Consider the following 16,483-nt stretch of genomic DNA (forward strand, 5'->3'; position numbering starts at 1 on the left):
ATTGTCCGAGCCCACGTCGAACAGCGCGGGCGCCGGGCCGAGATCGGCGCCACATTCGCCACCGAACTGGAACAATGAGCCAGGAGCCGCACGACAGCTGGACAGGCGGATCACTTAGAGTTATCAGGCATCTATCCGCCGATTCGGTTTGGAGCTTTCCCCCACAATGACTGAACAGACCCCCAGCGGTGCAGGCGCTTCCTACGCCGCGGCAGGCGTGAGCATCGAAGCCGGTGACCGCGCCGTCGAATTGTTCGGACCATTGGCGAAGAAGGCCAGCCGACCCGAGGTGCAGGGCGGCATCGGCGGATTCGCTGGTCTGTTCGCGCTCAAGGGCGGCTACCGTGAGCCCCTGCTCGCGGCCTCCACCGACGGCGTCGGCACCAAGATCGCGGTCGCGCAGGCGCTCGACAAGCACGACACGGTGGGCCTCGACCTGGTCGCCATGGTCGTCGACGATCTGGTCGTCTGCGGCGCCGAGCCGCTGTTCCTGCAGGACTACATCGCCATCGGCAAGGTTGTCCCGGAGAAGGTCGCCGAACTGGTCTCCGGCATCGCCGAGGGCTGCATCAAGGCCGGTTGCGCGCTGCTGGGCGGCGAGACGGCCGAACACCCCGGTCTGATGGATCCCGACGACTACGACCTGTCCGCCACCGGCGTCGGCGTCGTGGAAGCCGACTCCGTGCTCGGCCCCGACCGCGTGCGCCCCGGTGACGTCGTCATCGCGATGGGCTCCTCGGGCCTGCACTCCAACGGGTACAGCCTGGCCCGCAAGGTGTTGCTCGACATCGACCGCATGTCGCTCACCGGCTACGTCGAGGAGTTCGGCCGCACCCTCGGTGAGGAACTGCTCGAACCGACCCGCATCTACGCCAAGGACTGCCTCGCGCTGATCGCCGAGACCGACGTGCGCACCTTCTCCCACGTCACCGGTGGTGGCCTGGCCGCCAACCTGGCGCGCGTGCTGCCCGCCGGCCTGGTCGCCGAGCTCGACCGCGGCACCTGGAACCCGGCCCCGGTGTTCAAGCTGATCGCCCAGCGCGGGCGGGTCGAGCGGCTCGAGATGGAGAAGACGTTCAACATGGGCGTCGGCATGGTCGCGATCGTCGCCCCCGAGGACGCCGACCGGGCGCTGGCCGTGCTCACCGCGCGTCACATCGACTGCTGGACGCTGGGCCAGGTCAAGAAGGCCCCTGACGCCGACGCACCGCGTGCGGTGTTGCTGGGCGATCACCCCAGGTTCTGACACACCGAGTCCACCACTGAGCCGGGTCGCATGTCGCGACCCGGCTCACGTGTCTGTGGATTTGCCCCGGCGACGGGTCGGCTACCCGATAGAGGTGGTCGGCTCGGGGAGGTCGGGGCCTCGAGGCGGCGAACACGACGAGCGTCCTGTGTGTGCACAGGACGCTCGTCGTCTATTCGGATGTTCGCCGCACTACTTCCATGCGAGCCTGGCGACGCTGTACCGAACAACGGCTGAAGGGGGAGGCCACCCAGGCCTCCCCCTTCACCGGCATTCGGTCAGCGGCGCCAGCTGTCGTAGTCGTCGTCCTCGTTGTTCCAACGGGACGGCGACTCGTCTGCGTCGTGCTCATCGGAAATCACTCCGCCACTCCTTGGTTGAGAGTGGAGCGGAGTGCTATCCGACAGCTCGCGCTGAAGGCTCGCGAAGTCGGTCGGCGCGGAGCTGTACTTGAGCTCACGTGCGACTTTGGTCTGCTTTGCCTTAGCCCGGCCACGGCCCATGGCTGACCCCCTCGCGTCACTGCGGGGCGGCCTGGGGTTTGTTGGCGGCCCCGTTCGAATTAATACTCTTCCTGACAGACACTTTAGCGTGTGTCAGGCGGTCGCGCTCCCAGGAGTCGGTGAAGAGCTACCGAACCGGTGCCGTTTGCCCCCACTTCGCCGAGTCCGCCCGGTCTCAGACCACCCCCGGAATCGCGCGGATCACACCGACTCTGGCGTCGCCGCCGAGCACGGCGGTGGCCGCGAGCTCGGTGTGCTGGTCGGTCCAGTCCACCCCGAGTCGGCGCAGAATCGCCAGCGTCAGCGGCATCCGAGCCCGGTCGTGACCGTCGTCGATCTTGTACGCGAAGGCCCTGCCGTCGGGGAGCGCACCCGCGTGCACGCCGTCGGCGCCGATCTTGCAGAAGAGTCCGGGGGTGCTCGACATGACCAGGAGATCCGGTCCGCTCGTGCCGGAAATCACTCGCGGATTCGCCCGAACGGCATCGGCGATCCGGCGCGGCGCGGTGCCGGGTTCGGCCGTGGTGAACCCGGCGAAGGCGCGCGCGAGGTTGATCAGCGAGACGGGCACGATCGGCAGGCCGCAGCCGTCGATGCCCAGGTCGGTCTCCGGTTCGCCGGTGACGTCGGCGATGGTGGCTACGACCGCTTGCTGGAGCGGGTGTTCGAGGTCGAGATATCCGGTGCGCGGCCAGTCGTTGATCGCGCAGGTCGCCAGCATCGCCGCGTGTTTGCCCGAGCAGTTCATGTACAGCGGGCTCGCCCCGGCGCCGGTGAGCGCGGCGGCGCGAGCGATCTCGGCGAACGGCAGGTCCGGTGGGCAGGCCAGGTCGGCGGGGGTGCAGCCGAACCGGTCGAGCAGCCTGCGGACCAAGACGAGGTGGTCGGGCTCGCCGAAGTGCGAGGCGGTGGTGATGGCGAGTTCGGCGTCGTCGACCGGGTCGAAGCCGTTGCGCAGCAGGGCCAGCGCTTGCATCGGCTTGTTGGTCGAGCGGGGGAAGATCGGGCCGTGCACCTCACCGAGTTCCAGGGTGGGCGTGCCGTCGGCGTCGAGGACGACGACCGACCCGCGGTGCACGCACTCGCGAAAGCCGGAACGCACGACCTCGACCAGATCCACACTCATGCGGTGCGCTCCCCTCGCGTCTCGGTCGCGATCACGACCTGGCCTCCACCCGGCGTCCGGCGCGAGAGTGCCGGTCGATCTGCATCCGCACGTCCGCCGAGATCGTCGGTTCCTCCTCGCGCAGTCGCTCGAGCAGCGCGGGGTCGGCGCCGGTGAACAGGTCGCGCACGGTGATGCCGTGTTCGGGGACGCGCACCACGCGGACTTCGTCGCCCGCGCCGATGGTTCCCTCGGTGAGCACGCGGAAGTAGCAACCGGTGTCGGACCGCAGGGCGAACCGCTTGACCCACTGGCGTTCGCCGGACCACTGCTGGAAGGTCGCGCAGGGGACGCGGGGCCCGCTGACCTCGAGCAGGGTGTCGCCGATCGCCCAGTGCGCGCCGAGCACGGCGTCGCTGGCGGGCAGGCCGCTCAGGCGCAGGTTCTCGCCGAACCAGCCCGCGGGCAGTTCGCGGTCGAGTTCGCCTGCCCAGCGGGCGGCGTCCTGCTCGGCGTAGGCGTACACGGCCTGGTCGAGGCCGCCGTGGTTGACGGTGTCGCAGCTGTGATCGCCGGCGAGGCCGAGCGCGCGGACCGCCACGCGACCCTCGACGGGTCGCTTGTCGATGGCGCTGCGGCCGACGCGGCCGCGCACCTCGATCTCGGCGTGCACGACACACACGGCCTCGACCCAGCCGGTGTCACCGACGCGCGTGATCGGTCGGCTCATCGCCCGCGCAGCCGGTCGACGGCGGCCCTGCCCGCCTGGACGGTGTCCGCGGCGGGAATCGAGTCGGGGTCGATGGCGGCGGCCATGCTGCCGACCACCAGTTCGGTACCGGCGGGCACCGACCGTTTCACCAGCGCCAGCGCGATCGGCCCGAGCTCGAAGTGGTCGACGACCGTGCCGAGCCGGCCGACCGTGCGGCCACCGGCGGTGACGTCGTCACCGATCGCGGGGCGCTCGTCGGCCGAGCCGTCCAGATGCAGCAGCACGAGATTGCGCGGCGGCTTGCCGAGATTGTGCACCCGGGCGACGGTCTCCTGCCCGCGGTAGCACCCCTTGTCCAGGTGCACGGCGCCATGTTCCTCGGGCCCGCCGATCCACCGGGCCTCGTGCGGGATGGTGCGCTCATCGGTGTCCACGCCGATCCGGGGCCGCAGATCGGCGACTCGCAGCGCCTCGAAGGCCCACATGCCCGCCGGTTCGGCGCCCGCGGCGGTGAGCTTGCTCCACCAGGCGCCGAGTTCGGCGCGCGGGATGATCAGGTCGAAGGAGTCCGGGCCCGGCCACGGCATCCGCCGCAGGAAGCCGCCCGGCACGGCCACGGCGGCGTAGATCTCGGGGAGTTCGGCAATGCCCAGCGCGGCCAGCAGCCGGTCCACCTGCGGGCCGAGCAGGCTCAGCACGGCGTGATCGTCGGCGACCTCGGGCTTGGCGTCGGCCCAGAAGACCATCTTCCGCAGGAACGACAGCAGTTCGGGGCCGCGGTCGGCCTCGGTGTCGAGCCAGACGGTGCCGTCGAGGTCGGTGAGCACGAAGTGGTGCTGCACGCGGCCGTTGAGATCGAGGTCGAGATTCTCGGCGCTGCGCCCGTCGGTCAGCGCGGTGAGGTGCTGGCTGGTGATGGTGTGCAGCCAGCTCAGCCGCTCGGCACCGGTGATCCGGGCGACGCTGCGATGGGAGCGATCCACGACCGCGACCCGCTGCGCGGCGGCCTTCTGCTCGCCGAACGGATCGCCGTAATGCCAGGCGACCGCGGCGTCCGGGGAGCCCGGTGCGCCCGCGACGGCACCCGGAGTGAGGAGAACAGGACTGGGGGCGACGACCACCGACACATCAACCACTGTAGGCCGCCGCGCCGAGATGCGCCGCAGCCGGGCGTCGGATTCGTGGCAGCCGTAGGCATAACGGAGCTATAACGCCTACGCTCGTCACATGGGAGAACGGGTACTTGTGACACTCGACGGCGCGCTCGCTGATGCGGACGCGCCGTTGCTTTATGCCGACGATATCGGCGCACTGCGCGGCGACGGAGTCTTCGAAACCATCTTGGTGCGCGGCGGTACGGCAACCGCGCTGGAATTTCATCTGGCCAGACTCCGGCGCTCGGCGCAAGCGCTGGAACTGCCGGAACCCGAACTGTCGAAATGGCGCGCCGCGGTCGAACGCGCGGTCAAGGAATGGGGTGCCGACGACGAGGGCATGGTGCGGCTGATCTACACCCGCGGCCGCGACTCCGAATTCGACGCGCCGCGTTCGGAGCTGGCGCCCGAGGACCCGAAGCCCACCGCGTTCGTGCTCGTCTCCCCGGTTCCGGCGCGGGTGGCCACCGCCCGCGCCGAGGGCGTGAAGGTGATGTCGCTGGCGCGCGGCATCTCGGTCGACCTGGCGCAGGCGGCGCCGTGGCAGCTGCTCGGTGCCAAGACGCTGTCCTACGCGACCAACATGGCGGCCCTGCGATTCGCCCGGCGGATGGGTGCCGAGGACGTCATCTTCCACAGCACCGAACACAAGGTGCTGGAGGGTCCGCGCTCGTCCGTGGTGATCGCGCGGGGCAAGGAATTGATCACCCCGCCGGCGAAGAGCGGTGTGCTGCCGGGAGTTACTCAGCGTTCGCTGTACGCGGTCGCGGAGAAGGCGGGCTGGGAGTGCAAGTACCAGACGCTGTTCACCGCTGACCTGTTCGACTGCGACAGCATCTGGCTGCTGTCGAGCATCACGGTGGCCGCGCGGGTGAACCAGCTCGACGGTGTGCGCATGTCAGCGCCCGACAACGTTCAGGAGATCATCGACCTGGTGGACAAGGGGATCGAACGACCGGGCGCCATCGGCGACTGGTGAGCCGTGCGCGGGGCGCGGGTGGGCGTGCCCCTGCGGGGATTCGAGCAACTTCTCGGCGTGTCGTGGCGGTTGTCACGCTTTTCGTCCGCACTTCTCGGCGTACGATCTACTACAACATGTCGTAGTAGAGGCTGGAGGGTCGGATGGACACGCTGGACGTCTCCCGGTGGCAGTTCGGGATCACGACCGTCTATCACTTCATCTTCGTCCCGCTGACCATCGGTCTGGCACCGCTGATCGCCATGATGCAGACCGCGTGGGTGGTCACCGGCAACGAGCGCTGGTACCGGCTCACCAAGTTCTTCGGGAAATTGTTCCTCATCAACTTCGCCCTCGGCGTCGCGACCGGCATCGTGCAGGAATTCCAGTTCGGGATGAACTGGAGCGAATACTCCCGCTTCATCGGCGACGTCTTCGGCGCGCCACTGGCGCTGGAAGCGCTCATCGCCTTCTTCATGGAATCGACGTTCATCGGCCTGTGGATCTTCGGCTGGACGCGATTGCCCAAACTCGTGCACCTGGCCACGATCTGGATGGTCGCCATCGGCGTGAACGCCTCGGCCTATTTCATCGTCGCCGCGAACTCGTTCATGCAGCATCCGGTCGGCGCGCGCTACAACCCCGAGACCGGACGCGCTGAGCTGGAAAGCATTTGGGCGCTGCTCACCAACAACACGACGCTGGCGGCGTTCCCGCACGTCATCGCGGGCGCGTTCCTGACCGCGGGCACTTTCGTCGCCGGGATCGCGGGCTGGTACATGGTGCGCAACGCGCGCAGCGGTGACGCCGCCAAGCTCGACGAGGCGCGCACGATGTGGCGGCCGGTGGGGCGGGCGTCGCTGGTGGTGGTCGCGGTCTCCGGCGCCGCGCTGATCTTCACCGGCGACATCCAGGGCAAGCTGATGTTCGAACAGCAGCCGATGAAGATGGCCTCGGCGGAATCGCTGTGCCACACCGAGACCGACCCCGAATTCTCCATCCTCACCGTCGGCACGCACAACAACTGCGACAGCGTCACCCATGTGTTGCAGGTGCCCTATGTGCTGCCGTACCTCGCCAAGGGCGAGTTCACCGGGGTGACGCTCGACGGCGTGCAGGACCTGCAGGAGACCTACAACGTGCTGTACGGGCCGGGTGATTATCGGCCCAACCTGTTCGTCACCTACTGGTCCTTCCGCGCCATGATCGGTCTGGCGGCGGGCTCGGTGTTGCTGTTGCTCGCCGGTCTGTGGGTGACACGCGGCGGCAGAGTGCCCGATCAACGCTGGTTCTCGTGGCTGAGCCTGCTCGCCATCCCCACCCCGTTCCTGGCCAACAGCTCGGGCTGGGTGTTCACCGAGATGGGGCGGCAGCCGTGGGCGGTGGTGCCCAATCCGACCGGGGACCCGAACATCAGGATGACGGTGCAGCAGGCCGTGTCCGACCACGCGCCCGCGACCGTGCTGTTCTCGCTGGTGGTGTTCACGCTGCTCTACGGTGCGCTCGCGGCGGTGTGGTTCTACCTGATCCGGCGGTACGTCATCGCCGGACCGGACGCGCCGGCACCCGAGCCGACCGACGAGCCGGACGATCCGGACACCGGCAGACCTGGCAAACCGGAAGAACCCGTCGAACAACTGTCGTTCGCGTACTAGGAGCCCGTGATGACTCTGGAACTGTTCTGGTTCGTGCTGATCGGGGTGCTGTTCACCGGCTACTTCGTGCTCGAGGGCTTCGACTTCGGGGTCGGCATGCTCATGCCGATCCTCGGGAAGGGCTCCGACAAGCGGCGACGGGCGGTGCTCAACACGATCGGGCCGGTCTGGGACGGCAACGAGGTCTGGCTGATCACCGCCGCCGGCGCCATGTTCGCGGCGTTTCCCGAGTGGTACGCGAGTCTGTTCTCCGGGTTCTATCTGGCGCTACTGCTGTTGCTCGTGGCCTTGATCCTGCGGATCTGCGCCATCGAATATCGCGGCAAGATCAACGATCCCCAGTGGCGGGCCTGGTGCGATATCGGCATCGGGGTCGGCTCGTGGATTCCGGCGCTGGCCTGGGGCTGGCTCTTCGCGAACATGGTGCGCGGGGTGCCGTTGAACGAGAAGAAGCAGATCGTCGGGTCGGTGTGGGATCTGCTCAGCCCCTACGCCCTGCTGGGCGGGCTGGCGACCGGCATCCTGTTCGCGCTGCACGGCGCGGTGTTCCTGGTCCTCAAGACCGGTGGTGAGGTGCGCGAGGACGCCCAGCGGACCGCCCGGCTGCTGTTGATCCCGACCGTGCTGATCGTCGGTGCGTTCGGTCTGTGGACCCAGCTCGCCTACGGCACCGGCTGGACCTGGGCCGCGCTCGGCGCCGCCGTGTTCGGACTCGTCGTCACCGGGGCGGCGAACGCGGTGGGGCGCGACGGGTGGGCCTTCGTCGGCACCACGCTCACCGTCATCGCCGCGACCGTGCTCATCGTCGGCTCGATGTACCCGAATGTGCTGCCCTCCACCATCGATCCCGCCTTCCACCTCACCATCGACAACGCGTCCTCGACGCCGTACACGCTGAAGGTGATGAGCTGGGCGGCCGTCATCGCCACGCCGGTGGTGCTGATCTACCAGGGGTGGACGTACTGGGTGTTCCGCCAGCGCATTCGGGTCGAGCAGATCCCCGCGCCGATCGGCCTGCCCCTGAGCAAGGACTGACGCGATGGTGTCGGCGACGCAGCGTTCGGCTGCCGGGCGGCGACCCGTCGACCCTCGTCTGTGGCGGTACGCGCGGGCCGCCCGGCCGCATCTGGTGGTCGCCGTCGCGCTCGCGCTGGTGATCACGGCGACGATCGTGGTCATCGCCCTGATGCTCGGTCGCGTCCTCGCCGGGGTCATCACCGATCCGGACACGCGTGACTTCGGTTCCTGGACCGCAGAATTGGTGACGCTGGCGGTCGCTGTCGCGGTGCGGGCGGTGGCGAGCTGGTGGCAGGCCCGGCTCGCGCATCGCGCCGGCAGCGTGGTGGTCGCGGAGCTGGAGAACGCGGTGCTGCGGTCGGGCGCCGAGCTGACCCCGCGCGAACTCGACGCGCGCCGCACCGAGATCGCCGTGGTGGTCGGCAACGGGCTCAATGGCTTGCGCGGCTGGTTCACCGGCTATCTGCCCGCCCTGCTGCTGGCCTGCCTCGTACCGCCGGTGGTGCTGGTCGTCATCGCCCTGCACGACGGGACCTCGGCCCTGATCGCGGTGATCACCGTGCCGTTGATCCCGCTGTTCATGGTGCTCATCGGGCTGCTCACCCAGGGGCGCGCCGAGGCCACCCTGGCCGCCACCACTCGGCTGTCGGATCAGATCCTCGATCTGTTCGCCGGGATGCCGACGCTGCGCGCGCTCGGACGCGAAGGTGGCCGTGGCCCGGGCATGGCCGATCAGGTACGGGCACTGGGGGATTCGCTGCGGCGCCGGACCATGCGCGCGCTGCGGATCGCGTTCCTGTCCTCGATGGTGCTGGAAAGTCTCGCGACACTGAGTGTCGCGTTGATCGCGGTGGCGATCGGGCTGCGGTTGGTGTACGGCGAGATGACACTGTACGCCGGTTTGGTGGCGTTGATTCTCGCGCCGGAGGTGTACTGGCCGTTGCGACAGGTGGGGGAGAAGTTCCACGCGGCGCAGGATGGGATGGCGGCGGCGGAGAAGGCGTTCGCGGTGCTGGAACCCGGAGCCGGGACGGCAACCGCTGGTGTTGATCGAAATCTCGGGGAGGGCGTGTCATCGGCCGGAGCCGATGTCGCCGGAGTGTGGGACGTGGTTGCCGGTGGTCGAGGTTCGCCCGCGGCGCACGGTGACCTCGCTGCGGCGCAACGCGAGTGGGGGCGTGGGTCGACCGGTGTCGATGCTTCGGGGGACAGCCAGGGTCCGGATACTCCCCTCGGGGTCCTTCGCGCGGCCGAGATTGGCGAGCAGGGCCCCGATGTGCCGGACGGCGTTGCCTCGGCGAGGCGCGGATTCCACAGCGGAGCGCACGCGGCGCCTGGACCGCGAATCTCGCTGCACGGGCTGACCATAGGGGCGCGGACAGGCGCCGCACCCGATCTGCTGACCGCCGATCTCGCCCCCGGGTTGGTGACCGTGCTGACCGGGCCCAACGGATGCGGGAAATCGACGACGCTGCAAGCGATTCTGGGCCTCATCGAACCTGATGCGGGGGCCGTGCTGGTCGACGGCGTCGATGTGCGCGATCTCGATCAGGACGCCTGGTGGAATCGCATCGCCTGGTTGCCGCAGCGGCCGGTGCTGGTGCCGGGCACGCTGCGCGAGAACGTGGAATTGCTCGGCGCCCGAGCCGACATCGAGTCGCCCGGTGCGCCCCAACTGGTCGACCACATCGAACAGATCAGCGCCGCAACTGGATTCGACGAGGTACTCGACGAGCTACCCGACCGCTGGGACACCATCGTCGGCCAAGGCGGCACTGGTCTGTCCCTCGGTCAACGCCAACGCCTGGCGCTCACCCGCGTCCTCGCCGCCCACCGTCCCGTCCTCCTCCTCGACGAACCCACCGCCCACCTCGACGGCGCGAGCGAACACCGCGTGCTCACCACCCTGCGCAGCCTCGCCGCCGCAGGCGCCACCGTTGTCGTCATCGGCCACCGCCCGACGGTGTTGGCCGTCGCTGATGTGATCGTCGAGGTGGAAGAGAACACCGACCGCGACGGTCCCGGCGATGACGATCCGCCGGTCGACGTCTCCTCGGTGCGCGGACGCTCGGAGGCTGGTTCCGGGAGTCCGGCGGGGCACGGATTCGCCGCCAACGGTTCGTCAGGCGCTGGGGATGACGTCGCTGGAAATCGGGCAGACGTGGCTGGTGCGGACCGAGCCGGCGGCTGCGGAGCGGATGTCGGCGACAGTCGAGGTGCGGGCGGGACGGATACCGCGCCGCGTGGCAAGGACGGCGGTGATGCGCTGGGCACAGGTGGGATCGACGCGGTGCGCAGCGGGGCAGTCGGTGGCGTGCGGGGCGGGTGGGCCTCGTGAGGGCGGCGCGGCGGGGGTCGGTGGTGGGGGATCTGCGGGAGATGTGGGGGCTGCTCGGGTTGTCGCCGTGGCGGGTCGCGGTGGCGATCGGGTGGGGGGTGCTGGCGCTGGGCAGTGGGCTCGCGCTGGCGGCGCTGGCGGCGTGGTTGATCGCGCGGGCGTGGCAGATGCCGCCGGTGCTGTATCTGAGCGTGGCGGTGACGGCGGTACGGGCGCTGGGGATCTCGCGCGGGCTGTGCCGGTATCTCGAACGGCTTGCCACGCACGATGTGGCGTTGCGGGCGATGACGTCGGCGCGGACCACCGTGTATCGCACGCTGGCGCAGTCGGATATCTGGTGGCGGCGCGACAGGGTCTCGTCGTCGGGGGACGACGGTCGAGTGGTGGTGGGGCTCGCCGGGAAGGCGGTGGGCGTCGGTAGCGGTAGCGAGGTGGCCGCGCCTGCGTCGGACAGGTCTGGTTCGGTGGCGGAGTTCGCCGGGGACGCGGTGCGCGGTGGGGAGGCTGGTGCGCGGGGCCAGACCGGCGAGGTGGCGCGTGAACTGCGACGCGGGGAGGTGCTGGTTCGGGTCGGGGCCGATATCGACGACCTCGGGGCCGTGGTGGTTCGGGTGCTCGTGCCGGTGGCTGTCGCGGTGATTCTGTCGCTGGCGGCGGTGGGGTTGATCGCCGTGATCTCGGTGACGGCTGCGGTGATTCTCGCGGTCGCACTGGCGGTTTCGGGGATACTCGCGCCGTGGTTGTCGGGGGTGGCGGCGCAGGAGGCCGAGCGGGCGGTGCGGGCCGATCGGGCCGAGTTCACCGCCGAGGCGATGACCGTGCTCGATCACGCGGCCGAACTGCGGGTCGCGGGCCGGCTGGACGCGGCGCTCGCGCGGGCGGACAAGGCGACTCGGCGAGCCGTGGCCGCCGAGGACGCGGCTGCCTCCCGAAGCGCCTGGGCCGCCGCGGCGACCCCACTCTCGATCGGTGTCAGCGCGTTCGGCGCCCTGCTGGTCGGCATCGCGGCCTACGGCCCCACCGGCGGACTCCCCGGCGGCATGACGCCGATGGCCCTCACCATCCTCGTCCTCGTCCCCCTCTCGGCATTCGAAGCCGTCGCCGCCCTCCCCGCCGCCGCAACCACTCTCACCACCTCCCGCGCCGCCCTCCACCGCCTGCGCAGCGCGGCACCGGACGTCACCGAGAGCACGGCAGCTGGTGGCGCGCTCACACCTGATGGTCCGGCCGCAGGGCGCGTGGCAACAGCTGGGGACAGGGCAGCTGGGGCCGAGGGAAAGGCGAGCGCGGTAGGTGGCGGCGCTGCGCCGACTGTGCGCGCGGTGCCGGAGATCGCGCTGCCGGAGGGGCGGCGCATGGCCGTGGTCGGTCCCAGCGGCTCGGGAAAGACGACGCTGTTGATGGCGTGGGCCGGGTTGTTCGGCACCCCGCGCGATGGCGTCACCTTCTTCGCCGAGGACGCGCATCTGTTCGGCACATCGATCCTGGAGAACCTGCGCGTCGCCCGCGGCGACATCACCGATGACGAAGCCGAAAACGCCTTGCGCGCAGTCGGTCTCGGCCCATGGCTCGACACCCTCCCGAACGGCGTGCACACCGGTCTCACCGCGGGCGCCGCCGCCGTCTCGGGCGGTCAGCGCCGCCGCATCCTCCTCGCCCGCGCCCTGCTCGCCCCCGCCCACACCCTTCTCCTCGACGAACCCACCGAACACCTGGCCGCCGCGGAGGGAGAACAACTCCTGCGCGACCTCCTCGACGCCGACAGCGGCCTCGTCGCCCCCGACCGCACCGTCGTCGTGGTCACCCACCAACTCCCCACCGACCACCACGCCGACACGGTCGTCACCGTCGACCCCACCGGCACCTGCCATGTAACCCACCCCCGCAGCTCGACCACCTGATTCGGCGAGTGGCCCCGGCGCGATCGACCACTTCGCCCGCGGATTTCGCGGTCCTGCGCGCTGGGTCCCACCGGACGAACTCGCCCAGGTCAGACGCACCATTAAATCAATTGCCGCCTCCGCCCCGCCCCACTAGATTCATCAGTACACAAGAGAGGAGGTGGTCTGAAGAATGTATGTTCAACGGATGCGTGAGGTGGCTGCCCGCTAGCAGCACACCCTGCGGGATTTCCCCAGCGGTGCGCTGAGCGCGAATCCCAAGCAGTCACCCGACCCCCGAGCCCCCGGCAGATCCAACCGGGACCGTCACGTTCCCTGGAACGCGACGATATGGCTCGGGGGTCGCTCCATGTTCGGAGGAAAACCTGCTGCTAGCTGCGCTGAGGTGCCGCTACGATGTGAGGATGAACGCTGAGCCGCTACCTGACGAGGTGGATGAGGTGGATGCGCCGCCTGAGTGGTTGGCGCCTGCGGGGGGGTACACGGCCGAGAAGTTTCTTGCGATGCGCGGACTGCCGAAGCACACCGAGTTGATCGATGGGGGATTGGTCTTCGTGAGTCCGCAGCGCAAGTGGCACCGTCGGGTGATCTCGATGATTCGCGGGCAGTTGCGCACTCAAGCGCCGGATGAATGGCGAGCGGACCGCGAGATGGCAGTGCGGCTCGGATTGCGGCAGATGCCCGAACCCGATGTGTTGGTCGTCAGCGCGGAAGCATTCGGTCGCGAAGACCCTCAAAGCTATTACGAGCCAGCCGATGTCGCACTTGTCGTCGAGGTGGTTTCGCCCGACTCCGAGGAGCGTGATCGCGACACGAAGCCGTTCAAGTACGCCAAGGCGGGAATTCGACACTTCTGGCGGGTCGAGCGGGGTGACGGCGAACATGTCATCGCTTATGCCTACGAGCTGGACCCGGCCACCAGCCGGTATGTCCCCGTAGGCATTTTTCATGATCGGTTGACCATCGGTGTCCCGTTTCCGATCGACATCGATCTGACTGCCCTCGAGAACTAGCGGCCGAGCAGCTCAGCCGATGTAGCGCTGCAAGCGGGCGGAGAGGCGGGGCTCGAGGGCACCGTCGGGGTTCACTCGTTCTTCGACGTAGGCGAGGTCGCCGCCCTCGACGATGCCGTAGAGGCGTTTGGCGCCGCCGACGACGGAGCCGGACTGGCTGCGGATCACCACGTCGGTGGCCAGTTCCCAGGATGACTGGGTGCGGGCGGTGCCGTAGAACAGTTCGACGATGCCGGAGCTGTGGGTGAGCAGGAGTTCGAGCATCTCGGCGTCGCCGTCGGTGCCGACTCGCCAGAAGCCGCTCTCGCGCAGGTCGGGGCCGGTGTAGGTGCCCTCGGTGTCGAGTTTCCAGGTCCGCGATTCCCAGGCCAGGTATTCGCCGCCGTCGTGGGAGACGATGATCTGCTGACCGAAGTGGTAGTCGCCCTCGGTGGGGTGGTTGCCCTCGCCCTCGCCGCGCCACACGCCGACCAGCGGCAGCAGGGCCAGCATGGCGTGGTTCAGATCCGGACCCTCGCGCAGATTCGCGGTGTCGGGGGGCAGGGGAAGATCCGGCAGGACCGAAATGTTTCGGACGCCGGTCTGTTTGGCTCGTTCGGCGGCGACAGTGACCGCCTCGTCACCGCTGCGACGCTCGGCCGGAGCGTCTGCTACTTCACTCGCTCGCTCGGCCGGATCGGAACCCTCGCTCGCGAGCCCGCTCATGACACTGAATCCATGGAGTCATGTGCGATGGCCTGCGTGGTTACACCGCGCTGCCGCCTCCGGCCACTGACGCTCATGACTCGGTGAACAGCCGGTAGAAGACGTAGAGGCCGAACCAGCCGATGAGGATCGACACGGCGATGAGGAGAATCTCGAAGAAGAGGACCACGATCGAATTCTAACTACTCGACGGACAGGACACGACAACGGCCCTGGCGGTTCCCGCACAGGAACTACCAGGGCCGTTGTGAGGTATTACTTCGCGACCGCGACATCCACCGAGTGGATGCCCGCGCCCTCGGGGCTGACCTCGGCCGAGCCGTTGCCCGAGGCCGACAGCGCGCGCAGGGTCCACGAACCCGGCGCGGCGAAGAAGCGGAAGTCACCGGTGCCGGAGGCGACGACCTCGGCGGTGAAATCACCGTTGCCGTCGAGCAGACGCACGAACGCGCCGCCGACCGGCTGACCGTCGATGCTCAGGACGCGGCCGGTGATGACCGTCTCCTTCTCCACGTCGACGCCTGCCGGGATGGCCTGACCCTGGGTAGGTGCTGCACACATGGAATTACGCTCCCAACTCGATAGGTGCACCGACGAGCGAACCGTATTCGGTCCAGCTGCCGTCGTAGTTCTTGACATTCTGGTGGCCGAGCAGCTCCTGCAGCACGAACCAGGTGTGCGAGGAACGCTCACCGATGCGGCAGTAGGCGATGGTCTCCTTCTCGCCGTCGAGGCCCGCGTCTTTGTACAGCTCGGCCAGCTCGGCGTCGCTGCGGAAGGTGCCGTCCTCATTGGCCGCCTTGCTCCACGGCACGTTGATGGCGCCGGGGATGTGGCCGGGACGCTGGCTCTGCTCCTGCGGCAGGTGGGCCGGGGCCAGGATCTTGCCGGAGAACTCGTCGGGCGAACGCACGTCGACCAGGTTCTTGGCGCCGATGGCGGCGATGACCTCGTCGCGGAACGCGCGGATGCTCAGGTCGGGGGCGGCGGCCTTGTACTGGGTGGCCGGGCGGGTGACCGCGTCACGCGAGAGCGGACGACCGTCGAGCTCCCACTTCTTGCGGCCGCCGTCGAGCAGCTTCACATCGTTGTGGCCGTACAGCTTGAAGTACCAGTAGGCGTACGCGGCGAACCAGTTGTTGTTGCCGCCGTAGAGCACGACGGTGTCGTCGTTGCCGATGCCGCGAGCCGACAGCAGGTCGGAGAACTGCTCCTGGTTCACGAAGTCGCGACGAACCTGATCCTGCAGGTCGGTCTTCCAGTCCAAGCGGACGGCGCCTTCGATGTGGCCACCCTCGTAGGCGGAGGTGTCCTCGTCGACCTCGACGAAGACGACGCCGGGGGCGTTGAGGTTCTCTTCGGCCCAGTCAACGGAGACCAGGACATCGGAGCGAGCCATGTTGTTCCTTTCAGAGATGACGTGCAGGGGGTCAGTTCGGTGCCGGGGTCGCGGAACTGGCGGCAGCCCCGGAGGAGGCAGCCTGCGTAACCACGGAGGGATAACCAGTTCCGTCAGACGGTGCTGCTGTCGTCCGGCGGAAGCGGGCGACCAGCGGATAGATCTGGCAGCCCAGGCAGACCCCGAACGCCGCGTTCAAGAACGCCGCGAACAGGGCGAAGCCGGCGAACACCGCGCCGACGATCGAGGAGCCGAGCGCGAAGCCCAGCAGGGAGAGACCGGCGAACGCGAAGCCGAGCAGCTGCGCGAAACGCAGCGGCGGCACGGGCTCGGTCTCGGTGGTCGGACCGAGCCGCGGTGCGACGAACGCCGCGTAGAGCCGACCGTAGGGGTGCTTGGCCGGACCGCCGCTCGCGCCGATCGCGAAGACCACGGCCTGCAGGCCGATCAGGATCGCGGCGACGAGGGGGGAGAAAGCGGCGGCGACCAGCACCAGAACCAGCACGCCGGTGGTCACCCAGGCCACGAAACGCGGCCCACGGACATCGACGCGAGGTAGGGAATCAGTGGACTTCGGGGAGGTGGTCATGTGCGTACTCCTGCGCTGAGATGAGTCAGTTGACTTCGGATCTGCCAGTTCGCCGGGGGATCGAGACGATCACTCGCGCGGCGGACATAGGTCGGCGTCAGGAATCTCGGGAGAGATGCCGACCGTTCAGCGGCACAGGCAGCAACAACCACCGAGGCGACACAGGTCAACTGTGCGGCGTCGGGTGA

Annotated in this window: 14 protein-coding genes and 1 pseudogene; 7 read left to right on the forward strand and 8 right to left on the reverse strand. The window is 68.7% G+C overall.

Annotated elements, in window-relative coordinates:
• Positions 1 to 166: 166 nt before the first annotated feature.
• A complete protein-coding gene (gene purM / locus BOX37_RS02765) occupies positions 167 to 1,246 on the forward strand; it encodes a phosphoribosylformylglycinamidine cyclo-ligase (protein WP_071926184.1) in 1,080 nt (359 codons plus the stop codon).
• A gap of 278 nt (positions 1,247 to 1,524) precedes the next feature.
• Here the strand turns inward: purM and BOX37_RS02770 are convergent, their stop codons facing one another.
• The 4 genes from BOX37_RS02770 to ygfZ form a co-directional block, all read right to left on the reverse strand.
• The gene (locus BOX37_RS02770) at positions 1,525 to 1,749 is read right to left on the reverse strand and encodes a DUF3073 domain-containing protein (protein ID WP_071926185.1); all 225 of its coding nucleotides are present in this window, start codon (positions 1,747 to 1,749) and stop codon (positions 1,525 to 1,527) included.
• Positions 1,750 to 1,924: 175 nt separating this feature from the next.
• Positions 1,925 to 2,875, reverse strand: a complete 951-nt coding sequence (locus tag BOX37_RS02775; protein ID WP_071926187.1) for an asparaginase — start codon at positions 2,873 to 2,875, stop codon at positions 1,925 to 1,927.
• Positions 2,876 to 2,906: 31 nt separating this feature from the next.
• Positions 2,907 to 3,584, reverse strand: coding sequence for an MOSC domain-containing protein (locus BOX37_RS02780; protein ID WP_071926188.1), 678 nt, complete (start codon positions 3,582 to 3,584; stop codon positions 2,907 to 2,909).
• On the reverse strand, positions 3,581 to 4,693 hold the full coding sequence (ygfZ, locus tag BOX37_RS02785) for a CAF17-like 4Fe-4S cluster assembly/insertion protein YgfZ (RefSeq protein ID WP_420811574.1): 1,113 nt from the start codon (positions 4,691 to 4,693) through the stop codon (positions 3,581 to 3,583). The genes BOX37_RS02780 and ygfZ overlap by 4 nt, the downstream gene beginning before the upstream one ends.
• A 100-nt stretch (positions 4,694 to 4,793) precedes the next feature.
• Between ygfZ and BOX37_RS02790 the strand changes: the two genes are divergently transcribed.
• The 6 genes and pseudogenes from BOX37_RS02790 to BOX37_RS02815 all read left to right on the forward strand — a co-directional run bounded on the left by BOX37_RS02790 (position 4,794) and on the right by BOX37_RS02815 (position 13,602).
• Positions 4,794 to 5,699 (forward strand): aminodeoxychorismate lyase, encoded by a 906-nt coding sequence (locus BOX37_RS02790; RefSeq protein ID WP_071926192.1) that lies wholly within the window; start codon positions 4,794 to 4,796, stop codon positions 5,697 to 5,699.
• A gap of 143 nt (positions 5,700 to 5,842) precedes the next feature.
• Positions 5,843 to 7,333, forward strand: coding sequence for a cytochrome ubiquinol oxidase subunit I (locus BOX37_RS02795; protein ID WP_071926194.1), 1,491 nt, complete (start codon positions 5,843 to 5,845; stop codon positions 7,331 to 7,333).
• Positions 7,334 to 7,342: 9 nt separating this feature from the next.
• Complete coding sequence (gene cydB / locus BOX37_RS02800; protein WP_071926195.1) at positions 7,343 to 8,368, forward strand: cytochrome d ubiquinol oxidase subunit II; 1,026 nt, start codon at positions 7,343 to 7,345, stop codon at positions 8,366 to 8,368.
• Positions 8,369 to 8,372: 4 nt separating this feature from the next.
• Positions 8,373 to 10,346: pseudogene (locus BOX37_RS02805) on the forward strand (ABC transporter ATP-binding protein/permease); the annotation flags it as partial.
• 383 nt (positions 10,347 to 10,729) lie between these two features.
• Positions 10,730 to 12,589, forward strand: a complete 1,860-nt coding sequence (cydC, locus tag BOX37_RS02810) for a thiol reductant ABC exporter subunit CydC (protein ID WP_084760597.1) — start codon at positions 10,730 to 10,732, stop codon at positions 12,587 to 12,589.
• A gap of 404 nt (positions 12,590 to 12,993) precedes the next feature.
• Complete coding sequence (locus BOX37_RS02815) at positions 12,994 to 13,602, forward strand: Uma2 family endonuclease (protein WP_071926200.1); 609 nt, start codon at positions 12,994 to 12,996, stop codon at positions 13,600 to 13,602.
• A gap of 12 nt (positions 13,603 to 13,614) precedes the next feature.
• On the opposite strand, the gene BOX37_RS02820 is transcribed toward BOX37_RS02815, so the two are convergent.
• From BOX37_RS02820 to BOX37_RS02835, 4 genes are all read right to left on the reverse strand, one after another.
• The gene (locus BOX37_RS02820; protein WP_071926202.1) at positions 13,615 to 14,307 is read right to left on the reverse strand and encodes a heme-binding beta-barrel domain-containing protein; all 693 of its coding nucleotides are present in this window, start codon (positions 14,305 to 14,307) and stop codon (positions 13,615 to 13,617) included.
• 255 nt (positions 14,308 to 14,562) lie between these two features.
• The gene (locus BOX37_RS02825) at positions 14,563 to 14,868 is read right to left on the reverse strand and encodes a DUF1416 domain-containing protein (RefSeq protein WP_071926204.1); all 306 of its coding nucleotides are present in this window, start codon (positions 14,866 to 14,868) and stop codon (positions 14,563 to 14,565) included.
• Between the two features lie 4 nt (positions 14,869 to 14,872).
• Complete coding sequence (locus tag BOX37_RS02830) at positions 14,873 to 15,706, reverse strand: sulfurtransferase (protein ID WP_071926206.1); 834 nt, start codon at positions 15,704 to 15,706, stop codon at positions 14,873 to 14,875.
• Positions 15,707 to 15,737: 31 nt separating this feature from the next.
• On the reverse strand, positions 15,738 to 16,295 hold the full coding sequence (locus BOX37_RS02835) for a DUF4395 domain-containing protein (protein WP_240505179.1): 558 nt from the start codon (positions 16,293 to 16,295) through the stop codon (positions 15,738 to 15,740).
• Positions 16,296 to 16,483: the final 188 nt, after the last annotated feature.

Source organism: Nocardia mangyaensis, assembly GCF_001886715.1.
In the GTDB taxonomy this organism is placed as follows: domain Bacteria; phylum Actinomycetota; class Actinomycetes; order Mycobacteriales; family Mycobacteriaceae; genus Nocardia; species Nocardia mangyaensis.

Excerpts from the sequence above, each read along its gene's own strand:
- BOX37_RS02770 (WP_071926185.1), bottom strand. The coding sequence starts at position 1,749 with ATGGGCCGTGGCCGGGCTAAGGCAAAGCAGACCAAAGTCGCACGTGAG.
- BOX37_RS02795 (WP_071926194.1), top strand. The coding sequence starts at position 5,843 with ATGGACACGCTGGACGTCTCCCGGTGGCAGTTCGGGATCACGACCGTC.
- BOX37_RS02825 (WP_071926204.1), bottom strand. The coding sequence starts at position 14,868 with ATGTGTGCAGCACCTACCCAGGGTCAGGCCATCCCGGCAGGCGTCGAC.
- BOX37_RS02830 (WP_071926206.1), bottom strand. The coding sequence starts at position 15,706 with ATGGCTCGCTCCGATGTCCTGGTCTCCGTTGACTGGGCCGAAGAGAAC.
- cydB (WP_071926195.1), top strand. The coding sequence starts at position 7,343 with ATGACTCTGGAACTGTTCTGGTTCGTGCTGATCGGGGTGCTGTTCACC.
- BOX37_RS02775 (WP_071926187.1), bottom strand. The coding sequence starts at position 2,875 with ATGAGTGTGGATCTGGTCGAGGTCGTGCGTTCCGGCTTTCGCGAGTGC.
- purM (WP_071926184.1), top strand. The coding sequence starts at position 167 with ATGACTGAACAGACCCCCAGCGGTGCAGGCGCTTCCTACGCCGCGGCA.
- BOX37_RS02835 (WP_240505179.1), bottom strand. The coding sequence starts at position 16,295 with ATGACCACCTCCCCGAAGTCCACTGATTCCCTACCTCGCGTCGATGTC.
- BOX37_RS02780 (WP_071926188.1), bottom strand. The coding sequence starts at position 3,584 with ATGAGCCGACCGATCACGCGCGTCGGTGACACCGGCTGGGTCGAGGCC.
- BOX37_RS02820 (WP_071926202.1), bottom strand. The coding sequence starts at position 14,307 with ATGAGCGGGCTCGCGAGCGAGGGTTCCGATCCGGCCGAGCGAGCGAGT.
- BOX37_RS02790 (WP_071926192.1), top strand. The coding sequence starts at position 4,794 with ATGGGAGAACGGGTACTTGTGACACTCGACGGCGCGCTCGCTGATGCG.
- cydC (WP_084760597.1), top strand. The coding sequence starts at position 10,730 with ATGTGGGGGCTGCTCGGGTTGTCGCCGTGGCGGGTCGCGGTGGCGATC.
- BOX37_RS02815 (WP_071926200.1), top strand. The coding sequence starts at position 12,994 with ATGAACGCTGAGCCGCTACCTGACGAGGTGGATGAGGTGGATGCGCCG.